At 38.3% G+C, this 23,049-nt stretch carries 31 protein-coding genes; 22 read left to right on the forward strand and 9 right to left on the reverse strand.

The annotated features are described in order from the left end of the window. Positions 1 to 30 precede the first annotated feature (30 nt). The 6 genes from ACFE6N_RS02075 to ACFE6N_RS02100 all read left to right on the forward strand — a co-directional run bounded on the left by ACFE6N_RS02075 (position 31) and on the right by ACFE6N_RS02100 (position 3,678). Positions 31 to 447, forward strand: coding sequence for a GNAT family N-acetyltransferase (locus ACFE6N_RS02075; protein WP_378933327.1), 417 nt, complete (start codon positions 31 to 33; stop codon positions 445 to 447). Positions 448 to 460: 13 nt separating this feature from the next. Continuing rightward, positions 461 to 1,078, forward strand: a complete 618-nt coding sequence (locus tag ACFE6N_RS02080) for an ATP-binding cassette domain-containing protein (protein ID WP_378933330.1) — start codon at positions 461 to 463, stop codon at positions 1,076 to 1,078. Positions 1,079 to 1,580: 502 nt separating this feature from the next. Beyond that, positions 1,581 to 2,141 carry an elongation factor P gene (efp, locus tag ACFE6N_RS02085; protein WP_378933333.1) on the forward strand — a complete coding sequence of 187 codons (561 nt, stop codon included), beginning with the start codon at positions 1,581 to 1,583 and terminating at the stop codon, positions 2,139 to 2,141. Positions 2,142 to 2,271: 130 nt separating this feature from the next. Then, positions 2,272 to 2,832, forward strand: a complete 561-nt coding sequence (gene efp, locus ACFE6N_RS02090; protein WP_090983422.1) for an elongation factor P — start codon at positions 2,272 to 2,274, stop codon at positions 2,830 to 2,832. 116 nt (positions 2,833 to 2,948) lie between these two features. Beyond that, entirely contained in the window at positions 2,949 to 3,509 is a 561-nt protein-coding gene (locus ACFE6N_RS02095) for a 5-formyltetrahydrofolate cyclo-ligase (protein ID WP_378933337.1), read from the forward strand. A 10-nt stretch (positions 3,510 to 3,519) separates the two neighbouring features. Next, positions 3,520 to 3,678 carry a hypothetical protein gene (locus ACFE6N_RS02100; RefSeq protein ID WP_167354761.1) on the forward strand — a complete coding sequence of 53 codons (159 nt, stop codon included), beginning with the start codon at positions 3,520 to 3,522 and terminating at the stop codon, positions 3,676 to 3,678. 205 nt (positions 3,679 to 3,883) lie between these two features. Here ACFE6N_RS02100 and ACFE6N_RS02105 read toward each other — a convergent pair whose 3' ends face one another. From ACFE6N_RS02105 to ACFE6N_RS02115, 3 genes are all read right to left on the reverse strand, one after another. After that, positions 3,884 to 4,849, reverse strand: a complete 966-nt coding sequence (locus ACFE6N_RS02105) for a formimidoylglutamase (RefSeq protein ID WP_378933340.1) — start codon at positions 4,847 to 4,849, stop codon at positions 3,884 to 3,886. Continuing rightward, positions 4,842 to 6,083 (reverse strand): imidazolonepropionase, encoded by a 1,242-nt coding sequence (gene hutI / locus ACFE6N_RS02110; RefSeq protein WP_378933343.1) that lies wholly within the window; start codon positions 6,081 to 6,083, stop codon positions 4,842 to 4,844. Before hutI ends, ACFE6N_RS02105 begins: the two co-directional genes overlap by 8 nt. Before the next feature lie 96 nt (positions 6,084 to 6,179). After that, positions 6,180 to 6,947 (reverse strand): exodeoxyribonuclease III, encoded by a 768-nt coding sequence (locus ACFE6N_RS02115; protein ID WP_378933346.1) that lies wholly within the window; start codon positions 6,945 to 6,947, stop codon positions 6,180 to 6,182. A 90-nt stretch (positions 6,948 to 7,037) separates the two neighbouring features. Between ACFE6N_RS02115 and ACFE6N_RS02120 the strand changes: the two genes are divergently transcribed. Continuing rightward, a complete protein-coding gene (locus ACFE6N_RS02120) occupies positions 7,038 to 7,265 on the forward strand; it encodes a hypothetical protein (protein WP_378933349.1) in 228 nt (75 codons plus the stop codon). Then, positions 7,262 to 7,549: a type II toxin-antitoxin system RelE/ParE family toxin gene (locus ACFE6N_RS02125; RefSeq protein ID WP_378933352.1), complete on the forward strand. Its 288-nt coding sequence runs from the start codon at positions 7,262 to 7,264 to the stop codon at positions 7,547 to 7,549. Before ACFE6N_RS02120 ends, ACFE6N_RS02125 begins: the two co-directional genes overlap by 4 nt. On the opposite strand, the gene ACFE6N_RS02130 is transcribed toward ACFE6N_RS02125, so the two are convergent. Further along, on the reverse strand, positions 7,542 to 8,264 hold the full coding sequence (locus ACFE6N_RS02130) for a peptidylprolyl isomerase (protein ID WP_378933355.1): 723 nt from the start codon (positions 8,262 to 8,264) through the stop codon (positions 7,542 to 7,544). The two genes, ACFE6N_RS02125 and ACFE6N_RS02130, sit on opposite strands and share 8 nt — an antisense overlap. A gap of 94 nt (positions 8,265 to 8,358) precedes the next feature. On the opposite strand from ACFE6N_RS02130, the gene ACFE6N_RS02135 reads away from it, so the two are divergent. The 8 genes from ACFE6N_RS02135 (at position 8,359) to ACFE6N_RS02170 (ending at position 14,131) form a co-directional block, all read left to right on the forward strand. Further along, positions 8,359 to 8,760 carry an HYC_CC_PP family protein gene (locus tag ACFE6N_RS02135; RefSeq protein WP_145858059.1) on the forward strand — a complete coding sequence of 134 codons (402 nt, stop codon included), beginning with the start codon at positions 8,359 to 8,361 and terminating at the stop codon, positions 8,758 to 8,760. Positions 8,761 to 8,880: 120 nt separating this feature from the next. Then, positions 8,881 to 9,417 carry a heavy-metal-associated domain-containing protein gene (locus ACFE6N_RS02140; protein ID WP_378933358.1) on the forward strand — a complete coding sequence of 179 codons (537 nt, stop codon included), beginning with the start codon at positions 8,881 to 8,883 and terminating at the stop codon, positions 9,415 to 9,417. A 1-nt stretch (position 9,418) separates the two neighbouring features. Then, positions 9,419 to 10,231, forward strand: a complete 813-nt coding sequence (locus ACFE6N_RS02145; protein WP_378933360.1) for a hypothetical protein — start codon at positions 9,419 to 9,421, stop codon at positions 10,229 to 10,231. Between the two features lie 86 nt (positions 10,232 to 10,317). After that, positions 10,318 to 10,821, forward strand: coding sequence for a DUF3347 domain-containing protein (locus tag ACFE6N_RS02150; RefSeq protein WP_378933363.1), 504 nt, complete (start codon positions 10,318 to 10,320; stop codon positions 10,819 to 10,821). Next, the gene (locus tag ACFE6N_RS02155) at positions 10,821 to 11,381 is read left to right on the forward strand and encodes a helix-turn-helix domain-containing protein (protein ID WP_378933366.1); all 561 of its coding nucleotides are present in this window, start codon (positions 10,821 to 10,823) and stop codon (positions 11,379 to 11,381) included. Before ACFE6N_RS02150 ends, ACFE6N_RS02155 begins: the two co-directional genes overlap by 1 nt. Positions 11,382 to 11,605: 224 nt before the next feature. Then, complete coding sequence (locus ACFE6N_RS02160; RefSeq protein ID WP_293744955.1) at positions 11,606 to 12,178, forward strand: YceI family protein; 573 nt, start codon at positions 11,606 to 11,608, stop codon at positions 12,176 to 12,178. Between the two features lie 94 nt (positions 12,179 to 12,272). Then, positions 12,273 to 13,097 (forward strand): 4,5-DOPA dioxygenase extradiol, encoded by an 825-nt coding sequence (gene ygiD, locus ACFE6N_RS02165; RefSeq protein ID WP_378933369.1) that lies wholly within the window; start codon positions 12,273 to 12,275, stop codon positions 13,095 to 13,097. 314 nt (positions 13,098 to 13,411) lie between these two features. Next, on the forward strand, positions 13,412 to 14,131 hold the full coding sequence (locus ACFE6N_RS02170) for a heavy-metal-associated domain-containing protein (RefSeq protein ID WP_378933372.1): 720 nt from the start codon (positions 13,412 to 13,414) through the stop codon (positions 14,129 to 14,131). Here ACFE6N_RS02170 and ACFE6N_RS02175 read toward each other — a convergent pair whose 3' ends face one another. The 5 genes from ACFE6N_RS02175 to ACFE6N_RS02195 all read right to left on the reverse strand — a co-directional run bounded on the left by ACFE6N_RS02175 (position 14,132) and on the right by ACFE6N_RS02195 (position 17,397). Continuing rightward, complete coding sequence (locus tag ACFE6N_RS02175; RefSeq protein WP_378933375.1) at positions 14,132 to 14,545, reverse strand: type II toxin-antitoxin system VapC family toxin; 414 nt, start codon at positions 14,543 to 14,545, stop codon at positions 14,132 to 14,134. It abuts the gene before it with no gap. Continuing rightward, positions 14,542 to 14,781 carry a DUF6364 family protein gene (locus ACFE6N_RS02180; RefSeq protein ID WP_025141710.1) on the reverse strand — a complete coding sequence of 80 codons (240 nt, stop codon included), beginning with the start codon at positions 14,779 to 14,781 and terminating at the stop codon, positions 14,542 to 14,544. Before ACFE6N_RS02180 ends, ACFE6N_RS02175 begins: the two co-directional genes overlap by 4 nt. Before the next feature lie 88 nt (positions 14,782 to 14,869). Beyond that, a complete protein-coding gene (locus ACFE6N_RS02185) occupies positions 14,870 to 15,346 on the reverse strand; it encodes a DUF6265 family protein (RefSeq protein ID WP_378933378.1) in 477 nt (158 codons plus the stop codon). Continuing rightward, the gene (locus tag ACFE6N_RS02190; RefSeq protein WP_378933381.1) at positions 15,343 to 15,867 is read right to left on the reverse strand and encodes a YfiT family bacillithiol transferase; all 525 of its coding nucleotides are present in this window, start codon (positions 15,865 to 15,867) and stop codon (positions 15,343 to 15,345) included. The genes ACFE6N_RS02185 and ACFE6N_RS02190 overlap by 4 nt, the downstream gene beginning before the upstream one ends. Positions 15,868 to 15,999: 132 nt before the next feature. Next, a complete protein-coding gene (locus ACFE6N_RS02195; RefSeq protein WP_378933384.1) occupies positions 16,000 to 17,397 on the reverse strand; it encodes an aldehyde dehydrogenase family protein in 1,398 nt (465 codons plus the stop codon). A gap of 132 nt (positions 17,398 to 17,529) precedes the next feature. Here ACFE6N_RS02195 and ACFE6N_RS02200 point away from each other — a divergent pair, with 132 nt between their 5' ends. The 6 genes from ACFE6N_RS02200 (at position 17,530) to ACFE6N_RS02225 (ending at position 22,792) form a co-directional block, all read left to right on the forward strand. Beyond that, entirely contained in the window at positions 17,530 to 18,705 is a 1,176-nt protein-coding gene (locus tag ACFE6N_RS02200) for a hypothetical protein (RefSeq protein ID WP_378933386.1), read from the forward strand. Between the two features lie 154 nt (positions 18,706 to 18,859). Then, positions 18,860 to 20,599 (forward strand): DPP IV N-terminal domain-containing protein, encoded by a 1,740-nt coding sequence (locus tag ACFE6N_RS02205; RefSeq protein ID WP_378933388.1) that lies wholly within the window; start codon positions 18,860 to 18,862, stop codon positions 20,597 to 20,599. 39 nt (positions 20,600 to 20,638) lie between these two features. Beyond that, positions 20,639 to 21,244: an alpha/beta hydrolase family protein gene (locus ACFE6N_RS02210; RefSeq protein ID WP_378933390.1), complete on the forward strand. Its 606-nt coding sequence runs from the start codon at positions 20,639 to 20,641 to the stop codon at positions 21,242 to 21,244. Between the two features lie 344 nt (positions 21,245 to 21,588). After that, positions 21,589 to 22,221 (forward strand): peroxiredoxin, encoded by a 633-nt coding sequence (locus ACFE6N_RS02215; protein ID WP_090983385.1) that lies wholly within the window; start codon positions 21,589 to 21,591, stop codon positions 22,219 to 22,221. Positions 22,222 to 22,235: 14 nt separating this feature from the next. Then, complete coding sequence (locus tag ACFE6N_RS02220) at positions 22,236 to 22,544, forward strand: co-chaperone YbbN (RefSeq protein ID WP_293744963.1); 309 nt, start codon at positions 22,236 to 22,238, stop codon at positions 22,542 to 22,544. Next, a complete protein-coding gene (locus ACFE6N_RS02225; protein WP_010599336.1) occupies positions 22,544 to 22,792 on the forward strand; it encodes a DUF6952 family protein in 249 nt (82 codons plus the stop codon). Before ACFE6N_RS02220 ends, ACFE6N_RS02225 begins: the two co-directional genes overlap by 1 nt. Positions 22,793 to 23,049 lie beyond the last annotated feature (257 nt).

A 23,049-nucleotide genomic window follows, 5' to 3' on the forward strand; every position in this document is an offset into this window, starting at 1 on the left:
CGGACAGATTCAGAACATGTGGATTTTAGGATGTTAGCTGCTTTATTAGATCTGGATCTGGTTATTCGAGATGGTGATGATCATGCCTTTTATGCACAATTTAATCAGATTGAGAGCATTAAGGAGCTTGTTATCGCCTATCAGAGGAGGCTGCCGGTTGCATGCGGTGTGATAAAACCTTTCACCGCCACAGCAGCCGAAGTAAAAAGGATGTTTGTACGCCCAGATTATAAGAAGCAAAGCCTAGCTGCTAAAGTTTTAAGCGGATTAGAAAACTGGGCTATTGAGTTCGGTTTTTCCTTATGCGTTTTAGAAACAGGCAAAAAACAGCCAGAAGCCATTGCACTTTATCAAAAGGCAGGTTATCGCATCACGGACAATTATCAACAATATATCGGCATTGATAATAGCGTTTGCTTGAATAAACCGCTCATCGCTAAACCCTAAACGCTTGGTACAAATGAATATTACTTTACAAAATGTTGGCAGAAGGTTTAACAAAGAGTGGATTTTCAGAAATTTAAGCGCAGAATTTACCTCAGGAAACAGTTATGCAATACTTGGACCTAATGGTTCTGGTAAATCAACACTGCTTAGCGTTTTAAACGGAAGCTTATCCCCTTCTGAGGGCAAAATTTCCTTTTTTATAGATAAGACCGAGATTCCTGTCGAAAATATTTATAAATACACCAGCCTTGCTGCCCCCTATCTGGAACTGGTTGAAACTTTTACGCTAAAAGAGATCATTGATTTTCATTTTAAGTTTAAAGATTTTGCTACTGATTTAGACGCAAAAAAGCTGATCAGTATTTTAGGATTAGAGAGAGCAGCAAATAAACAAATCAAGTATTTTTCTTCGGGAATGAAGCAAAGAACCAAACTGGCTTTGGCCTGTTGTGCAGATACACCCATTTTATTTTTAGATGAGCCAACAAGTAATTTAGACGTTCAGGGTATAAGTTGGTACCGCGAACTCATTGAAAATTTTGGTAAAGAGCGGCTTACCATAATCGGTTCAAATCAGATACAAGAATACGATTTCTGCTCTAAGCATATACAAATAGCTGATTACAAGTAGGTTAATATACAATATAGCGATTATAGCAAAGTCTGATTTGTCATACATTTGTATTATAAATATTTTTTCGAAAAAATATTTTGAAATTCATAGATTATACTTACCTTTGCACCACCAAAAAGAGAAACAATTATTTAATTTATCTCTCTAAGTAAAGATTATATTTTTCCATTTTTGGAATCAATTATATAGCCCCTAAAGGCAAAGAATTTTTCATAGTTTAGTTTGAGGTTTAGGTTGATTATGCCTTTGGAGTGGTTCCCAAAGGCATTTCTTTTATAAGGACTTTTTTCCATCACACGGCTCACCTTTTATAAACCAGATCGCAATAAAATACTTTGGATTCATGCCATCCCCGTTTTACAACTTAGAAACTGGAAGAAGATTAAAACGAAAGTATGCCTTTTTGGTTACGATTAATGAAGGTTTTGCTTTTCAAATCTGTCTGCATTTTTTAACTTTGATTTTTAATTCTTAACAAAACAATATTCACGATTACAAAATGGCAAAGGCATCAGAAGTAAAAAGCGGAAATGTACTTCGTTTTAGCGGAGAGTTGGTAAGTGTAGAAGAGTACATCCACCGTACTCCAGGGAATTTAAGGGCTTTTTATCAGGCGCGTATGCGCAATGTAAAAACCGGTAAAATTGTAGAATACCGCTTCCGTACAGATGAAGAAGTGACCATTTGCCGGGTAGAAACCAGCGATTATCAATACCTCTATGAGGATGGCGATTACCTGGTGGTGATGGATAATAACACTTATGAGCAGTACAACATCCCCAAATTACTTTTTGGCAGCTCGATTAAATTCTTAAAAGAAGGCATGAATGTTACCATTGCTTTTGAAAGTGATGAGCCGATTGTTGCCCAACTGCCTAATAGTGTAGAACTGGAAATCACCTATTCTGAACCTGCCGTTAAAGGTGACACCTCCACCAGTGCGCTAAAATATGCCACTTTAGAAACCGGCGCTGAAATCAGGGTTCCTCTATTTATCAATCAGGGAGAAAAGGTGAAGATTGATACCAAAACAGGCGAATACATGGAGCGGGTAAAATAGTTTAACGATGGTTTAAATTTTCTTAAACCATAAGCCTTATGCCTTAAACCTTTATCGTTTTTTATTAAAATAATTTTACCTTTGCCGTCACGAAAAACTGAAATACAAATCCATTTTAGGATCATACAATATGGCAAAAGCATCAGAAATTAAAACAGGTAACATTCTTCGTGTAAACAATGAGCTGGTTACTGTTGACGAATGGAATCACCGCACACCAGGAAAAGGTGGCGCATTTTATACCGGTAAATTCCGCAACATTAAAACAGGCAGAATTGTTGAAGCCCGCATGAATACCGATGAGGCAGTAGAAATCTGCCGCGTAGAAACCAACGATTACCAATACTTATATGAGGAAGGTGATTCTTTGATCGTAATGGATAACAACACCTACGAACAGTTCAATGTTGAAAAATCCTTGTTCGGTTCGGCAATAAAATTTTTAAAAGAAGGCATGAGCATCATTGTATCAATGGAAAGCGATGAAGCCATTATGGCCCAATTACCAAACTTCGCCGAATTTGAAATTACTTACTCAGAGCCTGCGGTAAAAGGCGATACTTCAACAAATGCGCTAAAAGCAGCAACATTAGAAAATGGTGTTGAAGTTAAAGTTCCTATGTTTGTGAACCAAGGCGATAAAATTAAAATTGATACCCGTACCGGCGAGTACGTTGAGCGTGTGAAATAATTAAATCAGCACATATAGAAGCCTCTGAAGTTAATGCTTCAGAGGCTTTTTAGTTTATTAGGCCCCCGAAAGCTCCAAAAACCTCCGGGGTCTGTAAAATATTTCATTTCGTCATTATGTTGAAATCTCAAATCAGAAAGCAAGCACTGAAGGATCGATCATCACTATCCGACTCCACATATAATGAGTTAAACACAGCGCTCTTAAAACAGTTTAGAACGCTGGATTTTAGCTCAATTAAAACGATCCATATCTTTTTGCCGATTAAGGAACGAAAAGAACCTGATACTTTCATGCTAATCGGATGGCTCAACAAAACCCTGCCGGATATTAAAATTATTGTACCCAGGGCAGATTTTGAAACGGCATTAATGACCAGTCACGAATACTTAGGGGTAGGCGATTTAAAACAGAACGTTTATAACATCCTTGAACCTCAAAAAGGAAGCCTGCATGAGGGCGAAGTAGATTTTGTAATTATTCCGCTTTTAGCTTTCGATAAACAGGGTTATCGGGTAGGTTACGGCAAAGGTTTTTATGATCGTTTTCTTAAAGGTTTAAATGCTCAAAAAATAGGTTTATCTTTGTTTCCTGCAATCAAAAAAATCGACGACGTACATGAACATGATATCAAACTCGATTTTTGCATTACACCAACAGAAATTATAAAGTTTTAAGCTCACCGGCATGCCACAGGAAATTGTTATCAAAACCGAAAAACAGTACGAAGACAATATGATTGCCGTATTTGAACTTCAGGAAAAGGAAGATTTAACGGCCGAAGACCTGAAACAAATAGAATTAATGTTAAAGGCTGGGGAGAAATACGAAGCAGAGCATCTGTAAGGGTCCATTAGTCAATGACCATTGGTTTATTGGTCCGGGTGCTTAATAAACAGTCTGTATCTCGCGTCATCTCGACTGGAACGCAGTGGAATGGAGAGATCTACCTGGAGTTAAATTTCTTATTTGCGTTTCATCCCGTTTGATATTATGGATTTTGCGGGATAAATCAATTCGGGAACAATCCGTGTTCTCAATGCATATGTGCTTAAACCCAAGAACGATGCACTTTTACAAAATCGCTCACCAGATACGCGATCAGCTTAGCGGTTAACCGGTTTACCCTACCATCCAGCATCCGCGTAGCTCCTTCACAAATATGTAGATAAGAAAACTTATTGGCTTTACTCAAGATTAGCTTTCTGATATCATTAACCGCAAATCCAGACGGTGTTTCCGCACTCGAAAGCACGTTCTGAATACAATCCAAGTCAATTTCCAAACCTGCTGTTGGCCCTAATTCTCCAATTAAACGGTTATAATCCGCTCCGGTTAAAATATCCTCAAAAAATACGGCCTTTAATTTAGGATTGTTATCGATCTGGCTTAAAATAGCCTCATTGTTATAATTCTGATGCAGCCCATACATCAAATAATTACCGAGATAATTTTCATTTAAAGCGTAAGAAAAACCATTTCCGCTATGCCGACCTTCTAGTTCCCTTAAATCAGCATGTGCGTCAATATTTAGCACATCAATTGGTCCTCTAAAGGCTAAGGAAACACCTTTAATCATGCCATAAGCATTGTTATGCCCGCCACCAATTACAATCGGGATTTTTCCTGCCGCTACAATTTTTTCAATGACAGGATAAACCAATTCGTCAATTTCAGCCACTTTATACCGCAGGCCTTTTATGGAAGAGTCACCCGGCTCGTCAATCTCGAAATGGCCCAAAACCATGATTTCCTTACCATCCAAAAACCGGTTACTTTGGATATTTAAAAAAGCCGTCAAAGCCGGGTGCCATGCCGATGCCGCTCCTGCAATTCCGGCGTTTGCACGTACACCAATATCTTCAGGAATGCCCAGCAAAACATATTTTGCATTGATGTTTTGCAATTCTTCCCATGATGACCAAACAACAACTTTCTCGCCCAATTTAGTTTCACCATCACGGCGGATAATTAACCGATCAATGTCGTGCCGTGCATAGATTTTAAGGTTATCCATTATAAATTTTACCATTTAAAATCACCTGATCTACCAGGCTTTCGCCAAAACTATACGGCAGATAAGCAATTGATGGCATCGGTTTAGTAATCATTAAGTTTGCCTTTTTTCCAACTGTAATACTTCCATAATCCCCGCTCAACTCCATTGCCGCAGCACCGTTTAATGTTGCAGCATTGATAGCCTGCTCCGGAAACATTTTCATTTTAATGCAGGCTAATGACACTACAAAATTCATATTTCCCGAAGGTGTCGAACCCGGATTGTAATCGGTAGCCAAAGCTAACGGCAAACCAGCTTTAATAAAGCCCTTAGCATCGGCGAATGGAATACCTAAGTAAAACGAACAGGAAGGCAGCAACGTTACAATAGTGTCGGCATTTTTTAATGTTTCAATGGTTTCTTCGTTACTTTCCTCTAAATGATCGACTGAAATGGCCCCATTTTTAACAGCAACCTCTATTGCTCCTGAAACTGAGAGTTGGTTGGCATGTATTTTCGGTTTTAAACCATATTTTGCCCCTGCTTTGAGTATCTGGTCGGTTTCTTCAACAGAGAAAAAACCTTTTTCACAGAAAACATCAATATAATCAGCTAGTTTTTCTTCCGCGATCTGAGGTAGCATTTCATTAGTAATCAAATCAATGTAACCCTGATGATTGTTTTTAAACCGGGCAGGAAAAGCATGCGCGGCCAAAAAAGTGGCTTTGACCGGAACCGGGAATTGATCTTTCAGCCTGCGGATTACCCGCAACATCTTGATTTCACTTTCAGTCGTCAATCCATATCCGCTTTTGATTTCAACCGCCCCTGTTCCCTGAAGAAGCATCTGTTTTAACCTAAGCGCAGCACTTTGAAACAATTCCTCTTCTGTTGCCTTTTGAAGTTTATTGGCCGAGTTTAAAATCCCCCCACCCGCAGCCGCAATTTCTTCGTAGCTTTTACCCTGTATTTTCATGGCAAACTCTTCCTCACGTGAGGCTGCGAAAACAATATGCGTGTGGCTATCGCACCAGGATGGGAAAACGTAACGGCCTTTAGCCGAGACTTGAGATGGGAGATTTGAGATTTGAGAAGGAATTGAACTCATTTCGCCGAAATCTTTAATAAGGCCATCCTCTATTAAAAGCCATGCATTTTCGAGAACAGGTAAATCACTTAGTTCGTTACCGCGAAGCACCAACCTATCTTTAGGATGCAGGCCAACAAGGCCTTTTATGTTTGTGATCAGCATATATGGGCTGGTTAATTGTTGAAACTGTATAAACTGGTTAATCAAAAATTGGACTCAGTTAACTGATTTAAACAATTAACCGATTAACCCAAAAACCTATTCGATCTCTAAAAGCACCGGACAATGATCAGAATGTATGGCATCAGGTAAAATCCTTACATTTTTCAGGCGGCTTTCCATGGGCCTTGTTGCAAGATGATAATCGATCCGCCAGCCCAGGTTCTTCCCTCTTGATCCTGCACGGTAACTCCACCAGGTATAATGATGTGGGTCTTTATTAAAATGGCGGAAGGTATCAATGAAACCGTTATCTAAGAATAACTGCATCCATTCCCTTTCTTCTGGCAAAAAACCAGACGAATTGGCATTGGATTTTGGGTTATGGATATCAATAGCGGTATGGCAGATATTATAATCGCCGCTCACAATTAAATTTGGAATCTCTTTACGTAATTCTCCAATGTAAGCATCAAAAAACCGCATAAATTCATATTTCTTTACCTGCCGGTCATCTCCACTAGAGCCCGAGGGCATATAAAGGCTCATTAAAGAAAAATCATCAAAATCAGCTCGTAAAATGCGTCCTTCTTTATCAATCCACTCTTCACCGCAGCCAAATTCTACATGTTTAGGCTTAATTTTAGATAAAATAGCTACGCCGCTATACCCTTTTTTCTCTGCCGGGAACCAATAATGGTGGTAACCCAACTGTTCAACCAGTGCAATAATTTCGGGGATTTGCGAAGGTAACGCCTTTACTTCCTGCAAACAGACCATATCAGCATTGGTTGCCTGTAACCAGCCAAAAAAGTTTTTGGTACTCGCGGCCCTAATCCCATTAACGTTATAAGAGATAATCTTCATTCAGCGAATTTCAATTGTTGTGAGCGGTAAATTTAGAGATTAATTGAATAAATGCTTAGTAATTCAGATTTGCTTTCGTTAAATTTGTTTATGAGCATCGAAGAATTAAAAATAGAGATTGCAAAAAAGGTTTTCGAAACAGATGACGAGAATCTTTTGTCGGAGCTGGACATGCTTTTAAGCCATAGTGAACCAGTTGTTTTAGAAGAACTTCCTCAACACGTCCAAGATGGAATTAAAAGAGGGCTTAAACAGGCTGAAGAAGGTAAATTAACTCCTCATGATGAAGTAATGAAACGGTATGCGAAATATTTATGAGTTTACAGATATTATGGACCGATGAAGCAAAAGAAACTTTTGATGCAATTTTTTTCTTCATTCTGGAGAAATTTAGTGAGCAATCAGCAAAAAGGTTTTTAAAACAAGCAAATAAAATCCTTCAAATAATAAAAGTACAACCTGAAATTTTTGAGGCATCAATTTTCAATCAATGTAGGAAAGGAAGAATTACGAATCATACATCCGTGTTCTATGAAATTCAAAATGATCAAATTCGGCTTCTATTTTTTTTCGACAACAGACAGGATCCTTTAATTACATAACCATTTTATCTTTCAACCCTCCCTGAAGCAACTGCTTCTCCAATTTTTTTACTTCTCTTTTTTTCAAAACGGTTACTTCCATTTTCACGTCTTGCTTTGGCCGGTCGTTTTTATTCGTTGGCAAAGCGGCAATTTTATCCACCATATCCAAACCCATCACAATTTCGCCGTAAACAGTATAATTACGGTCTAAATGTGGCGTACCGCCGATCGTTTTATATATTTCCCGCTGCCATTCAGGAATTTTGAACTTCAGCCGTTTTTCTTCTAAATTATCCAATTGCTGGTCGGTAAAAACCTTACCTTGAACAAGGTAAAACTGACTACCACTCGATGCCTTGGCCGGATTAACGTCATCACCCTCCCTGGCCGCGCCTAAAACGCCTTTTTTGTGGAATAAGCTATCATTAAACTCTGCCGGGATGGTATATTTTGGCCCACCTTCGCCCAAAAGCGAATCTGGCTTTGCATTTTTAGAATCCGGATCGCCACCCTGAATCATGAAATTATTAATTACCCTGTGAAACAACACCCCGTTATAATATCCGGATTTGACTAGTTTTAGAAAATTATCACGATGCAAAGGGGTTTGATTATATAGTTTAATAATGCATTCTCCAAATTCAGTTTTAATCCTAACATATTGATTTTTTGGCTTTGCAGCAAAGGCTGAAAGTATAGAAAAGGTACAGAGGAATAATAATATTTTCTTCATTTGAATGGTGTTTAAGGCTAAATTAAGCTAAAAAATGAAATTGAGTAAATAATTATTGGCTTTATTCGATTTTTTTTCCCTTACCTTTGTATTGATGAAGTTAAAACAAAAAATAGCACTTTCTTTGGCTGTATTCTATGCAGTTAGTGTTATGGGTTTGGCTTTAAGTCTCCATTTCTGTGGAGGCAAACTTGAAAATGTTAAACTTTTCAGCAATGAGGTTTCCTGTAAGTTCTGTAAGGATATCCCTGCAGAAAAGAAAGATGATGATTGCTGCAAAAACACCCGGGTAACAGTTAAGGTTAAAGATAGTCACCAGGCAGAGGCACAAGTAAAAATGCCTAAGCTATTTTCTATCCAGCTTTTTCTTCACCCGCCAGTTTTAGCATTTTTAACAGATATTACCCCGAAATTTTTCAGTAAAATTTCAAATAAAGCGCCACCACTTTCCTCGCGGATTGCGCTGCATATTTTCAATTGTATTTTTAGGAATTAGGATTCTATTATTCCCGTTATGCTGATCCGATGGCTTATCGGATTCGTTTAGCATCTATTTGCTATGTAAGCGCTGATAATGCGGCCTGACAATAGCTTCATTTATTCTAATTTAAAAATCATGAAAGCAGTAAAAATATTCAGCATCATTATGCTATTCTTTGCCGTTAATGTTTCGGCCCAAAAAATATCCTCAGCAGATTTACAGGTAACCGGTTTAACCTGTTCTATGTGTTCAAATGCTACACAAAAGTCATTAGAAACCTTAAACTTTATTAGCAGTATAAAACCTGATTTAAATAAAAACATCTTTGTGCTTACCTTTAAGAAAGACGCAAACGTCAACCTTGATCTGGTACGCAAAAAAGTTCAGGATGCTGGTTTTTCAGTTGGTGGCTTAACAGCAAGCTTCAATTTTAACGATGTAAAGATTGATGATAAAGGCCAGGCCATTATTGATGGAAATGTATACCGTTTTGTAAACGCAAAAAGCAAAACACTTAACGGAACTGTAAAAGCCAGTATTGTAGATAAAGATTTCATTTCAGGCAATGCATTTAAAAAGCAAGCCACAAACGCTAACTCTGATGCTTATGCCAGCGGAACTGGTGTGGTTAATGGGAAAAAAACACGCATCTATCATTTAATTCTTTCTTAAGATGAGGCGAATATTCGTATTGGCGCTAATGGTGATTGGCGCCTATACAAATGGTTTTACACAAGAATTATATGTATTTACCGAGCCGGCCAGTAACATGCCAACCAAATCGATCGGCGTGAGACTTACCAACGAGGGCATGTTTAATAATCCGGGTTTTGTAAGCAGGACCATTCCTGAGGTAATGATTGGTTTTAATAAAAACCTGATGATGCATATGCAGGGTTTTATGTCGGATATGGATGGTAAATACCGCTTAGAGGGTGGTAGTTTATATGCCAAATACCGGTTTTTATCTCTGGATGAGGCACAAAGCCATTTTAGGGCAGCGGCTTTTGGTCGGGTGAGTACCAGCAAACGACCAACATATACAAGAGATATTAACCTGGAGGGCGACAATAGCGGCATACAGGGCGGATTGGTTTTTACCCAGCTGCTGCACAAACTGGCCTTATCATCAACACTGGGTTATGCCCATGCTTTCGAAAACAGTGAAAAGCAAATTACCGGAATGCCGCAGCCAAAGAATATGTTGTCCTATAGTTTATCCTCAGGTTATTTGGTTCTGCCTGTTGTTTACAAAGATTATAAGCAGCCTAACTTTAATGTATATCTAGAGCTATTGGGTAAAACTGATCCAGGCAGCGGCCAGTCTTATTTAGACATTGCCCCCGCTATACAAGTAATTTTAAACAGTACTACCCGTATCGATTTTGGTTACCGTTTCCAGGCAGCTGGAAATATGGATAACCGATACACCAAAAACATGTACCTGCTTCGTGCAGAATTTAATTTCTTTAACGTTTTAAAATAAAAAAAGATGAAACATCATGGTTTCCATATTTAAACTAAACATCAAACCATGATTGCTTCATCACCATTAAAAACAATATAAAAAAGATGAAAAAAATATTAGGATTGGTTGCCATCATGACGATCGCGACAACAGCATTCACTTACGCGCAAAGCAAAACAGACGTAGCATTAAACCAGGTATTAACGGCATACTACGATGTAAAAAATGCATTGGCCGAAGATAAAAAAGATGTTGCCATAGAAAAAGCAAAAGTTTTATCAGCGAAGGTAAATGCAGTTAATCATAAAGAAATGCCGGCAGAGCAGCATAAAATATTTATGGAACAGGCTGCAGTTATCAAAAGTAAATCTGCTCAACTTGCTGGCTCAAACGACATCAAAACCCAAAGAAAGGCTTTTGAAGGAATTTCTTATGCCATGATCAAAACATTGAAAAGCTTGAAATTTAACAGCCAAACCGTGTATGTTCAACACTGCCCAATGGCAAAAGCGAGCTGGTTAAATGAAAAAGAAAACATCGAAAACCCATATTACGGAAGCATGATGTTTGATTGCGGTGATATTTCTGAGACCATAAAATCGAAATAATGCGATTGCATATCAAAAATATGGTATGCAACCGTTGTAAAATGGTGGTTAAGGCCGAGCTGGAAAAGCTTGGCTTTAAACCCCTATTGGTTGAGCTTGGCGAGGTTACCCTTTCCGAAAACATAACAGCTGATGATAAAATTAAAATTGCGGAGCAACTAAGCCATTTTGGTTTCGGGCTGCTAGAAGATAAAAAGACCCAAATTGCAGAACAGATTAAAACTGCCATCATTAACCTGGTTCATTACACCGTAGAACCACTGAAAATCAATCTTTCCGCTTACCTCAGCGAGCAGTTGAAACAGGAATATACAAGCCTAAGCAGCATTTTTTCTGAGGTCGAGAACCAAACGATTGAAAAGTATTTCATTGCTCAAAAAATAGAAAAAGCAAAAGAAATGCTTACCTATGGCGAGCTTACTTTGAGCGAAATTGCCGCACAGCTTAACTATAGTAGCGTGGCGCACCTGTCAGCACAGTTTAAAAAAGTTACCGGAATTACACCTTCGGTTTATAAATCCGGGTCAACAGATAGCCGGAAAACGCTGGATGAGGTTTGAAGGATGCAAAATGGAAAAGGTGAGATGGAGGATGGGCATAAAGCTTATGTTCAATGGTTAGATAGATCATGGTTAATGGCCCTAAAGCAGTTGTCTATGAACCAAAAAGAATTAATCCATTCAAACAGTTAACCGATTAACCCCCGCCAGGCAATTTCTTACCATAAGTCAATACTGTTGGCTCAGTTATCAACTACATTTACGTCTAAATAAAATCACTAAATATGAAAAAATTATTCTTATTTCTGATCGCTACCTCAATCAGCGTGGCATCATTTGCGCAAACAAGTTGGAAAATCGATCCAATGCACTCATTTGTTAACTTTTCAGTTAAACATATGGGTATTTCTTTTGTTGATGGTTCATTTAAAAAATTCGATGGAACGGTTACGGCTTCTAAACCAGATTTAACCGACGCCAAAATCAGTTTTACGGTCGACGTAAATAGCATCACTACTGGTGTAGAAATGAGAGATGGCCACTTAAAAACGGATGATTTTTTTAATGCTGAGAAATTTCCAACAATGAAATTCGAAAGCACTTCTTTCAAAAAATTAAGCGGCAACAATTATGAGTTGAGTGGTAAATTAACCATTCGCGATGTAACCAAAGATGTAAAATTTGCGGTTGTTTATGGTGGTACAGCTAAAGATCAACAAGGCAATACCAAAGCTGGATTTGGCGCTACTACAACCATTAACCGTTTAGATTATAATATTAAATATGACCCAACTGGTGCAGGTGTTGCAAAAGATGTTGCAATTAAATTAAACCTGGAGTTTGTTCAGGGAAAATAATTGATAAATCGTCATTCCGGGCTTGTCCCGGAATCTTTGGTTTTAAATAGATCCTGAAACAAATTCAGGATGACGGTTACTTAAATAAAATAACATGTCTGCACTATCCCAATTCAGAAACTTTACTCAGCTCTTGCCCCAAACGGATTTAATGCCAACGCTTTTTATTGGCCATGGCTCACCAATGAACGGCATCGAAAATAATGAGTTTAGTGAGAACTGGGCAAATCTGGCCAGGAATATCCCTGTCCCAAAAGCAGTTTTGGTAGTATCGGCACACTGGTACACGCATGGCACTTTTGTAACTGCAATGGATTTTCCTGGTACCATTCACGATTTTGGCGGTTTTCCGCAAAAACTGTTCGACGTGCAATATCCCGCTCCGGGAGATCCGAAACTGGCGGCAGAAATCCCAAAATTAATTCATTCCACACCTGTTGGTCTTGACCACGATTGGGGTTTGGATCATGGTACCTGGACCGTAGTTAGGCATATGTATCCAAATGCCGATATTCCTGTTTTGCAATTGAGTATTGATTATACCAAATCGCCAGAGCAACATTATGAAATTGCCAGAGAAATTTATGCCCTCCGCAAAAAAGGCATACTGGTTATCGGCAGTGGTAACATGGTCCATAACCTACGCATGCTCAGTTGGGAAATGATTAACGGCGGCGGTTACGATTGGGCAATAGAAATGAACGATAAGTTTAAAAATCTAATTGCGAACGGCGATCATCAACCTTTAATCAATTACCGTAACCTCGGCACAGATGCGATGTTGGCCATTCCTACCCCAGAACACTATCTGCCACTTATTTACACCCTTGGCTTGAAAAACGAGAAAGAAGATGTTTCTTTCTTTAATGATAAAGCAGTGGGAGGTTCTTTAACCATGACTTCGGTTGTCGTAGGATAATTTTAGGGTTTAGGGTTTAGGGTTTAGGGTTTAGGGTTTAGGGTGAAACTGATCATCAAAGAACTTTGTTTAGCTGTTTTTAATGGAGTTTAAGCCTTAATTTTTTATCTCCTTAATGGTTAAAATAAATTATGATAATCTATTCTCAGCATTCAGTTCATTATAGGGACTAAAGATACTTTGAGATTTCTCGACTGCGCTTGAAGGACGGTCTCTGCCAGCATAACAGTTACTTAAAATTTTATAAAACTTTATGATTATTCTGTAACGCTTTTGGCCTTAAGAAGCGGTAAATTTGCATAAAGAATTTCATCATGACACATACCTATCAACTCACAGGGATGACCTGTAGCAGTTGCGAAAATAAAGTTAAAAGTAATCTGCTTGTTTTACCAGAAATAACTGCTGTAGAAGTTTCAAAAGATAACCATTCTGCTACCATTAGCATGGATAAGCATATCGGCTTAGATACGCTCCAACAGGCTTTAGGTGGTAACGACAGTAAATACCAGATCTCGCCAGTTTCACATAACGAAATGGTTGAGGAAGCCAGATCATGGGCCGAAACCTACAAGCCCATTTTATTAATTTTTGGATATGTTACCGCGATTTCATTAGCGGTTTCGTGGCAGGACAATGCGATCAATTTTATGGTATTTATGCGCATTTTTATGGCGGGTTTCTTCCTGACCTTTTCTTTCTTTAAAATGCTCAATTTAAAAGCATTTGCCGAAAGCTATGCCATGTACGATATTATAGCTAAAAAATTCAGCGTATGGGGTTATATCTATGCTTTTATCGAATTAGGTTTGGGTTTATCCTTTGCTTTAAACCTTTCACCAGTTGTGGTTAATTGGGTTACGCTGATCGTCATGACGGTAAGTATTCTTGGGGTTCTGGAAAGCGTTTTAAATAAAAAGAAAATTCAATGTGCTTGTCTAGGGGCAGTGTTTAACCTACCCATGAGTACAGTAACCATCGTTGAAGATGCGATTATGATTGCCATGAGCGCAGCCATGTTGATTTTGATGTAGTTAAATTTTAGTCAAAAGCTCATCAGGTGGAAAAGCTGGGATTTCTGAATCTTTGAAATCTTTAATATTTCTGGTAACAATGTAATCCAGCTTTTCTAGCTTATAAGCACAAAGTATCTGCAAGGCATCTTCGAAGTCTTTATGTTTAGATTTTAATCCTTTTTTAATAATATCCTGGTCTATTGCAATAACTTGAATATATTCAAGTACATTATAAATAACCTCCCTTAAAGTCCGTTCCTCAAGATATTTTCTTAATAAATAATGCGTTGTCGCTATTGAATGCGAAGAGGTATACAATTGAACTTCTTTACGTTCCGCTTTTTCGAAAAGTTCTATTGCAAATTTGCTGAAGGGTCTTCTATCTGCGATTAAATCAACAATGATATTCGTATCAACAAAAATCCTTTTCATAGATGCTTATTTTCAAAATAATCATGAAGTTCAGCAGCATCATCAAAATCATCTGGGAGTTTCACCGCTCCCACAATACTTCTTAACTTTGACGAAACAGTAGTTACCTCGTTAAGCGTAATGGTTTCTAAATACTTTTCAACCAATTCAGATAAGCTACGCCCAGTTTGCTTTGCATAAGATTTTGCTTTTTCAATGGTCGATTTCTGTACAGTCAATGTTAACTTAGTTGTCATAACACGTGTGATTTATTCAAAAATACGTATAACTGGTTAAACGAACAAATAGCAGCTTTGTTATAAACCCTATTTAATAAAATTTAGATTATTGCCGCTTATACCTAAACTCTGATTTTCGGCTTTTGCCATTCAACTCGCCTTCAATCCAGGCGAGCATTTCATTTCTGCCTAAGTTTTGGTAAACTATTCTCTGCGGAAAATCGTGCGCCGCATTTTCGAAAATATAAATCTGATCCTTTGCGGAAATAAGCTTAAAACAAACTTCTTTACCTTCGTTCTGGTTAACAACAGTTGAACAATAGAAAACGTCTTTTCCTACTTTTCTGATCTGCAATGTTTCAGTAAGTATGCTATCTCCGTTTGCCTTGACACGGTAACTCTTTCCTTTCAGTATTTTACCGGCACCGTGCTCCCATTGTTCCACAACTTTACCTTTGGACGTTTGCATTTCCCACGAGCCCAATACAAATGAAAAGGTTTTTGATGGATTTTTTTGTGCTTTAACATTGCTATAAAAACCGGCAAGAATTAAAATAAAAGCGTATAAATAGATTCTTTTCATTTGTTTATGGTATTGGTGAGGTGTGCAAGGTGATGTTTTCCGTGCCAGGCGTACATGCCCAGCATATTGGCCAAAGTAAGCTCTTTATTTTGAGCAGGATGAATATATTTCCTTTGGTAATCCTCAATTTTCAATGTTTTTAAAAAAGCAACCCAACGCTGGTGTAAACCCGTTAACAGCTCAATAGACAATTTAATATCACCACTTCTGGCCTCCACGGTTTCTGCCCAGCGTTCCTCAAAATATGGCCTGATTACCGGCACATCCTCCGTAATGGCCTGTTTAAAACGGATATAGGCGTTAATATGGCTATCCGGAACATGATGAACAACCTGCCTCAATGTCCAGCCTCCGGGACGATAGGTCTGATCCAGTTCTTCATCAGTTAGATTCTCTGTAGCCTTTTTAATTTGGCCTGGTAATGCCTCTATATCAGAAATCCACGCACCAATCTGTTTTTCATCAAAGATATCAGGCATAACAAACTGACGGATAGGGTATTTAAGCTGTTCTAAATCCATAGAACCAAAATAAGGAGAATTTTCGAATTTTTAACCGCAAATATCACAGAAACGAAGGCACAAAAGACACGAAGCTGGGAGCATATTAAACAATAAATCCAAATCCATCTTCTCAGATCCGGGATATAAAATCTACATCAATTTCTTCAGCCATTTCAACAAACCCATTTTTTTGCCATAAGGAGGATAAACCATCTTGGTTACGCCTAATTTTGATTGAAAAACCACTGCCCTTTCGTGCGAAAAGGTTTTAAACCCGAAAATACCATGGCAACTTCCCATCCCACTGCTATTAACACCTCCAAAAGGCAAATTCGGATTGCTGATATGCACCAACACATCATTTACACAGGTTCCGCCGGCACTGGTCTCCATAATAATCTTATCCTGATTTTGTTTTTTATGCGAAAAGATATAAAGCGCCAGTGGTTTGTTTTTGCTGTTTACTAAATCAATAGCCTCCTGCAAATTTTTAAAAGTGATCACAGGCAAAACAGGTCCGAATATCTCTTCCTGCATAATGATACTTTTTTTGTTTACCGAAGTTAACAGCGTGGGCAACATAGTCTGGCTCTTTTCGTCTATTTCGCCACCAAAAGCCAACCGTGCTCCATCAGCAATTGCCTGTTCTTTTAAATTATTCAACCGGCTAAACTGCTTGCCATTGATGATTTTGGCATAATCTTTTTTATTGATTCTCCCGTCGTCAAAAAACAATTTCTGAACGGCATTTTTATAATGTTCTACAAAGTCATTTAACCTGTTTTCTTCAATCATCACATAATCCGGAGCAATACACGTCTGCCCGGCATTGACCAGTTTGCCCCAGGCGATTTTTTCTGCAGCCTTTTTAATATCAGCGGTTCCGTCTACAATAGCTGGCGATTTTCCCCCAAGTTCCAAGGTAACCGAAGTCAGGTTTTTCGCTGCAGCTTCCATCACTACTTTGCCAATGGCCGTACTTCCGGTAAAAAAGATGTGGTCAAACGGGAGTTTCAACAGCGCGGTAGAAACATCAGCATCGCCTTCAAAACAGGCGATTTCTCTTGGTTCAAAGATTGCTGCAATTAATTTACTGATTACACCTGCCGTTGCCTCGCTTAATTCAGACGGTTTCAGTACGGCACAATTTCCCGCTGCTATTGCCGAAACCAACGGACTCATGATTAACTGCAAAGGATAATTCCATGGGGCAATAATCAAACAAACACCTCGGGGTTCGTAATATATTTTATTGCCGGCAAACAGGTTACTCATGGTTCTGCCAGCAGATTTAGGCCTCATCCAAGCCTTTATTTGTTTGATGGCATGATCTATTTCTGCATAGGTAAAATAAAGTTCAGTTACTGCAGTTTCGAAACGGTTTTTACGCAGGTCCTTTTCCAATGCGTTAAATATGGCCTCTTCAGCGTTAACTAAAGCTTGTTTTAATAATTTCAACTTGCCGATCCGGGTTCTTGCGTCTGTTTTACGTAAACTGAATTTATGCTTTTGCTGTAAATCGAAAACTGATTTGATCTCTTGTTCCATAATTCTGACAGTTGCTGTCTTTTACCTCAAATCGGTTTACAGAAACTTCCATTTAAATTTAGTTAAAATGCTTCCATTTCATTAAAATTTCATTCATTTAAAGCATATTGCAGCAAATTTTAATAATAAAAGATGAAAAGATTGTTTTTTGTTTTCGCATTCATCATTCCCCTGGTTATCCATGCCCAAACCTTAAAAACAGATGTGCTGGTGATCGGCAGCGGTGATGCTGCTTATACCGCATCTTTTCAATCCTTTAAATCTGGCGTAAAAACCATCCTGCTCAGCCAAAAAGAACAGCTGGATGTAGATAAAATAACCTTTACCAACAAAGCTTTTTATCAGGACTTTTTAAAGCGCGAAACCGAAAATGCAAACAGCTTAAACATTGCCAAACCAAAACCAGATAGAAAAAAGCCATTAAAAGTAACGGTTGATAGCACACTGCTATTGAATGTGATCAATAATACCCCTTATACCGAAATTAAACGTTCAGGAAATGGCTGGGAGATAAAACTGGCCAAAGATAAAACTATTAAAGCCAGGATCCTGGTATTGGCAGACAATCCGGACAAGTTGATGGCCGCATTGAAAATTGCTTCGTTAAATCCGGCTTCTTCAAGTGCTTTAAATTATACCGAAAATATTTACCGCACGACGGTAACAAGCGTCGCCTCAGCAGGAGCAAGCTTCCTATCATTGTACAGTTTATTGATCCCAGATCAGGAAAATTTGCTTTACATTGATAAAGATCAGTTTGAAATTGGACGAGCAGCCGGGGCGACTGCTGCTTATGCCGCATTTTTTAGCACCAAAACCAGCCTTTCAAACTTAAAAAGCATACAGGGTGAATTATTGGCATACAAACATGCATTAATGCCCTTTGAAGACATAAAACCAGTAGACTCTAATTGGTTGGCCATTCAAAAAGTTGGTGTAACAGGCATCATTAAAGCCGAAATAAAACAGAAAAAAGCCTATTTTAATCCTGAAGAACAGGTGACGTATGATGAGATTAAGCAACCGATCAAAGATTATTATTATAAAGCTCAGATCTGGTTCGACGATCATCAACATATCCCCATCAATTTAGAAAATACCATTTCACTGGTTTGTTATGTGGGCAATAAATCAGTTGAAGCTACCAAAGCGGAATTACAAAAAAGGTGGAATAAAAATTATAAGTTTAGTTCTAAATACGACCTAAAAAAGGTGTTAACCAGACGGGAATTTGCAGTAATCATAAACGAATACTTAAAGCCTTTCGATGTTGTGAATATAGATAAAACCGGTAGGGTAATCCGTTAATGATTATCAACAGATTAAGGATTTAATTTCAGATTTCATCTGTGCTTGTCTTTTTTATCTTTGGTTAACTGATAAGACTGAGGCGTTGTAACATTTCAATTTCCTTCTAAAATTAGTTTGTGCTTTACCTAAATTGCATCCAAACCTAAAATTCATGAAGAAATATTTACTTTTCCTTTTGCTTTGCACAGGAGAATATGCTTTTGCGCAACAACTGGCACCCTTAACTGTCGAAAAAATTATGCGCGACCCCAAATGGATGGGTATTTCGCCAACTAATTTTCGCTGGTCTGCAGACAGCAAAACCCTTTATTTTAACTGGAACCCTGAAAATAAAGCCAAAGAAGAATTATTTAAGGTGTCAGCAACAGCTGCCAAACCCGTTAAAGCCGTAGAAAAAGAAGATGAAAAATTATTGAGTTTAAATTACACTTATAATACCAATCGTTCTCTTGGTTTGGTCGAAAAAAGCGGGGACATTTATTTACAAAACTTTAAGACGAATAAGGAAACCCGATTAACAAGCACGCAGGAAAGGGAAAGCAGTCCGGTTTTTTTAACCAACGGCAACATCGTTTATCAACTGGGTGATAATCTATTCCTGCTAGATTTAAAATCAGCAGAGACTAAACAGCTCACTAATTTTGTTAAAGGCAAAAAAGCCGGAAGAGCAGAAAGCAAAGCAACTACCGAACAGGATAAGTGGCTAAAAGCACAACAGACAGAACTTTTTGATATTATAAAAAAACGAAATGCCGAAACCAAAAATGTTTCCCGTGGAGGAAGAGGCCGCTTTGGAGGTACTGCTTCAGATACAAAACCGTTAAAGGAACTTTATACCGAAGATAAGTTTTTAAATGGTGTGGTGATTAGTCCGGATGGACATTTTATCACTTATAAATTAACCACACCTGCACAGAACAACCACAATACCGTTGTTCCAAATTATATCACTTCCTCAGGCTATACTGAAGATATTCCGGGAAGAACCAAAGTTGGAGAAAACGAAAATATCTCACAGGGGTTTATTTATGATACGCAGAGGGATACGGTATATGCCATCCAAACTTCAACCATTCCGGGAATAAAAGATTTACCTGATTACCTGAAAGATTATCCGAAAGAACTGGATACCTTAAAAAAGAAAAATGCTGATCGTCCTGTAAATTTCTTTGGGCCGTTTTGGAACGACAACGGAACTACGGCGATGGTAGTGGCCACTTCAACCGACAACAAAGACCGCTGGATTTTAAAACTGGATGCCCTAACCGGGGTTTTTTCCTTAATAGACCGTCAACGTGACGAAGCCTGGATTGGTGGACCAGGCATTAGTGGCTTTTACCAGGGCAATACCGGATGGATAGATAACAACCGTTTTTATTATCAGAGCGAAGCAACAGGATATTCACATCTTTATGTAGCCAATGTAAATACCGGAGATAAAAAACAGCTTACTTCTGGCAAATGGGAAGTACAATCGGTACAGTTATCAAAAGATAGAAATACGTTTTATATTAAGGCGAATAAAGAGCACCCTGGTATTACCAATTTCTTTAAAATCGGCGTAAATGGCGGTGAACTTGTACAGATTACCACGATGAAGGGCTTAAACGACATTACCCTTTCTCCTGATGAAAAGTACCTCGCCATTAATTATTCTTTTATCGATAAACCCGGAGAATTATACCTTCAGCCCAATAAAGTTGGTGCTAAAGCCGTAAAAATTACCCTGTCTACTTCTGCCGAATTTAATTCCTACAAGTGGCGCCAGCCAGATATGGTTTCTTTTAAAAACCGTTACGGCGCTGATGTATATGCAAGGGTCTATAAATCAGAAAATCCACATCCTAACCACCCTGCTGTGGTTTTTGTTCACGGTGCCGGTTATTTATAAAATGTACACTTTGGCTGGAGTACCTACTTCCGTGAGTTTATGTTCAATAATTTGCTGGCCGATAATGGTTACACCGTAATCGATATCGATTATACCGGAAGTTCGGGCTATGGTCGCGATCACCGTACCGGTATTTACCGCCATATGGGTGGAAAAGATTTAACCGATCAGGCAGACGGAGTTAAATTTTTGGTCGAAAAATACGGTGTTAATCCAAAGCATGTAGGCTTATATGGGGGATCGTACGGCGGTTTTATCACGTTGATGGCCATGTTTAACGAACCAGATGTTTTTGCCAGCGGCGCGGCTTTACGTTCAGTTACTGATTGGGCACATTATAATCACGGCTATACATCGAATATTTTAAACGAACCATTTAACGACCCGATCGCCTACAAAAGAAGTTCTCCGATTTACTTCGCCGATAAATTAAAAGGCAATTTATTAATGGCGCATGGTATGGTTGATGTAAATGTACACTTTCAGGACATTGTACGCTTAACGCAACGTTTTATCGAATTGGGTAAAAATAACTGGGAACTTGCAGTTTATCCGGTAGAAGACCATGGTTTTGTTGAGCCAAGCAGCTGGACAGATGAATATAAAAGGATATTTAAACTGTATGAGAATACGTTGAAGAAGTAGATTTTCATTTTTTTGGTCGTCATTGTGAGGAGGAACGACGAAGTAATCTTACTATAGCTACCAGCGTGCGCTTTAAAATTGCTTCGTGCGTCGCTATGACGAGTTTTTTATTGGAGCTTATTAATGGTAAGCATAAAAGTATCCTTAAGAGATTTCCCAACTTCCTGGTACTCCGCTTATAATGACGTAATCTTTGAAATAGAACTATACTATACTTCAAAACAACATTATAGTTTTCGTCTATATCCTTATCAATAAATACAATTAACTATTAACCTAACGGTGTTGATAGGCAACTGTTTTAGCCTTACCTTTGTGCCAACAAAAATTAAAGACAAAAAATTATGGCAATAGTAGGTAAAAAATTCCCAAGTGTTAGTATTGATGCAATGTCAGACATGGGTGATGACTTGAAAATCAACGTATTTGAAGAAGCTGTAAACAAAAATAGCAAAGTGTTATTATTCTGGTATCCAAAAGATTTTACTTTCGTTTGCCCTACAGAATTACACGCATTCCAAGCTGCTTTACCTGAGTTTGAAAAAAGAAATACAATCGTTATTGGTGCATCTTGCGATACCAACGAAGTTCACTTCGCCTGGTTAAATACACCAAAAGATAATGGTGGTATTGAAGGTGTTACTTATCCAATCTTAGCAGATACCCACAGGCAACTATCAGGCATTTTAGATATTTTAGATCAGGAAGTTAACTACGACGAAGAAGGAAATGAATCATTCTCTGGTTCTAACGTAACTTTCAGAGCGACTTACTTAATCGACGAAACCGGTAAAGTTTTCCACGAAAGTGTTAATGATATGCCACTAGGTAGAAACGTTAAAGAATATTTACGTTTAATTGATGCTTACGCTCACGTTCAGAAACACGGAGAAGTTTGTCCTGCAAACTGGGAAGAAGGAAAAGAAGCGATGAGCGCAAACAGAACTGGCGTAGCTGAATATTTAGCCGCTAACTAATTAAACAAAACGTTATGTTTTTAGAATTAACAGAAGATAATCTTCAACAATACCTGGCCGATCACTCAAAGGTAATGGTTCAGTATGCTGCATCGTGGTGCGGAAACTGTAGAATCATGAAACCTAAGTTTAAAAAACTGGCTTCGGAGAATGAAGATGTAGCTTTCCTGATTGTTGATGCCGAAAAACTTCCAAACTCACGCAAATTTGCAAACGTTGATAATTTACCAACTTTTGCAGCTTTTGAAGGGGGCGCTTTGGTAGATCAGGTACAAACCAACAAAGCAGAAGGCTTGATTGAACTATTTAACAAGATAAAGTAATGAAGATTCCGGTTATAAGACAATTATTTCAAAACACTACTCCCGCTCAGCTGGAGACCACTTTGGAGGTTTTGGAGGCTTTTTGCGAATTTAGAGGCGTTAGCGAGCATGAAGTTGATGTGGCGGGTGAAATGATTACCAATATCTGCGGAGCATTAGAAGTACACCAGATGGTAAGTGAAGGTGCTGCCGAAAAAGATGCATTAAATGCTTTTGGCCAAAAAGTGATGGGTTCGATTGACAGATAATCGTCTTAAGCTTTAAGCTGGCTTTTTCGAAATATAAAATCCTTGTAGACTGATCTACAAGGATTTTTTTTTATAAATGACTTCATTCTGAACGCAATCAAGATCTGCTACCGAGCAACCATAAAGTTATATATCACATGGTAACGCGCAACTATGCAGCTTTTGTCAGAGATTCTTAGTGCCTATTATAGGCAGAATCTATCAGTACGGCGTCATTCTCGCGCAGGCGGGAATCTTAAAGCGCTTGCATTACGATT

Source organism: Pedobacter sp. BG31, assembly GCF_042464845.1.
Lineage (GTDB): Bacteria > Bacteroidota > Bacteroidia > Sphingobacteriales > Sphingobacteriaceae > Pedobacter > Pedobacter suwonensis.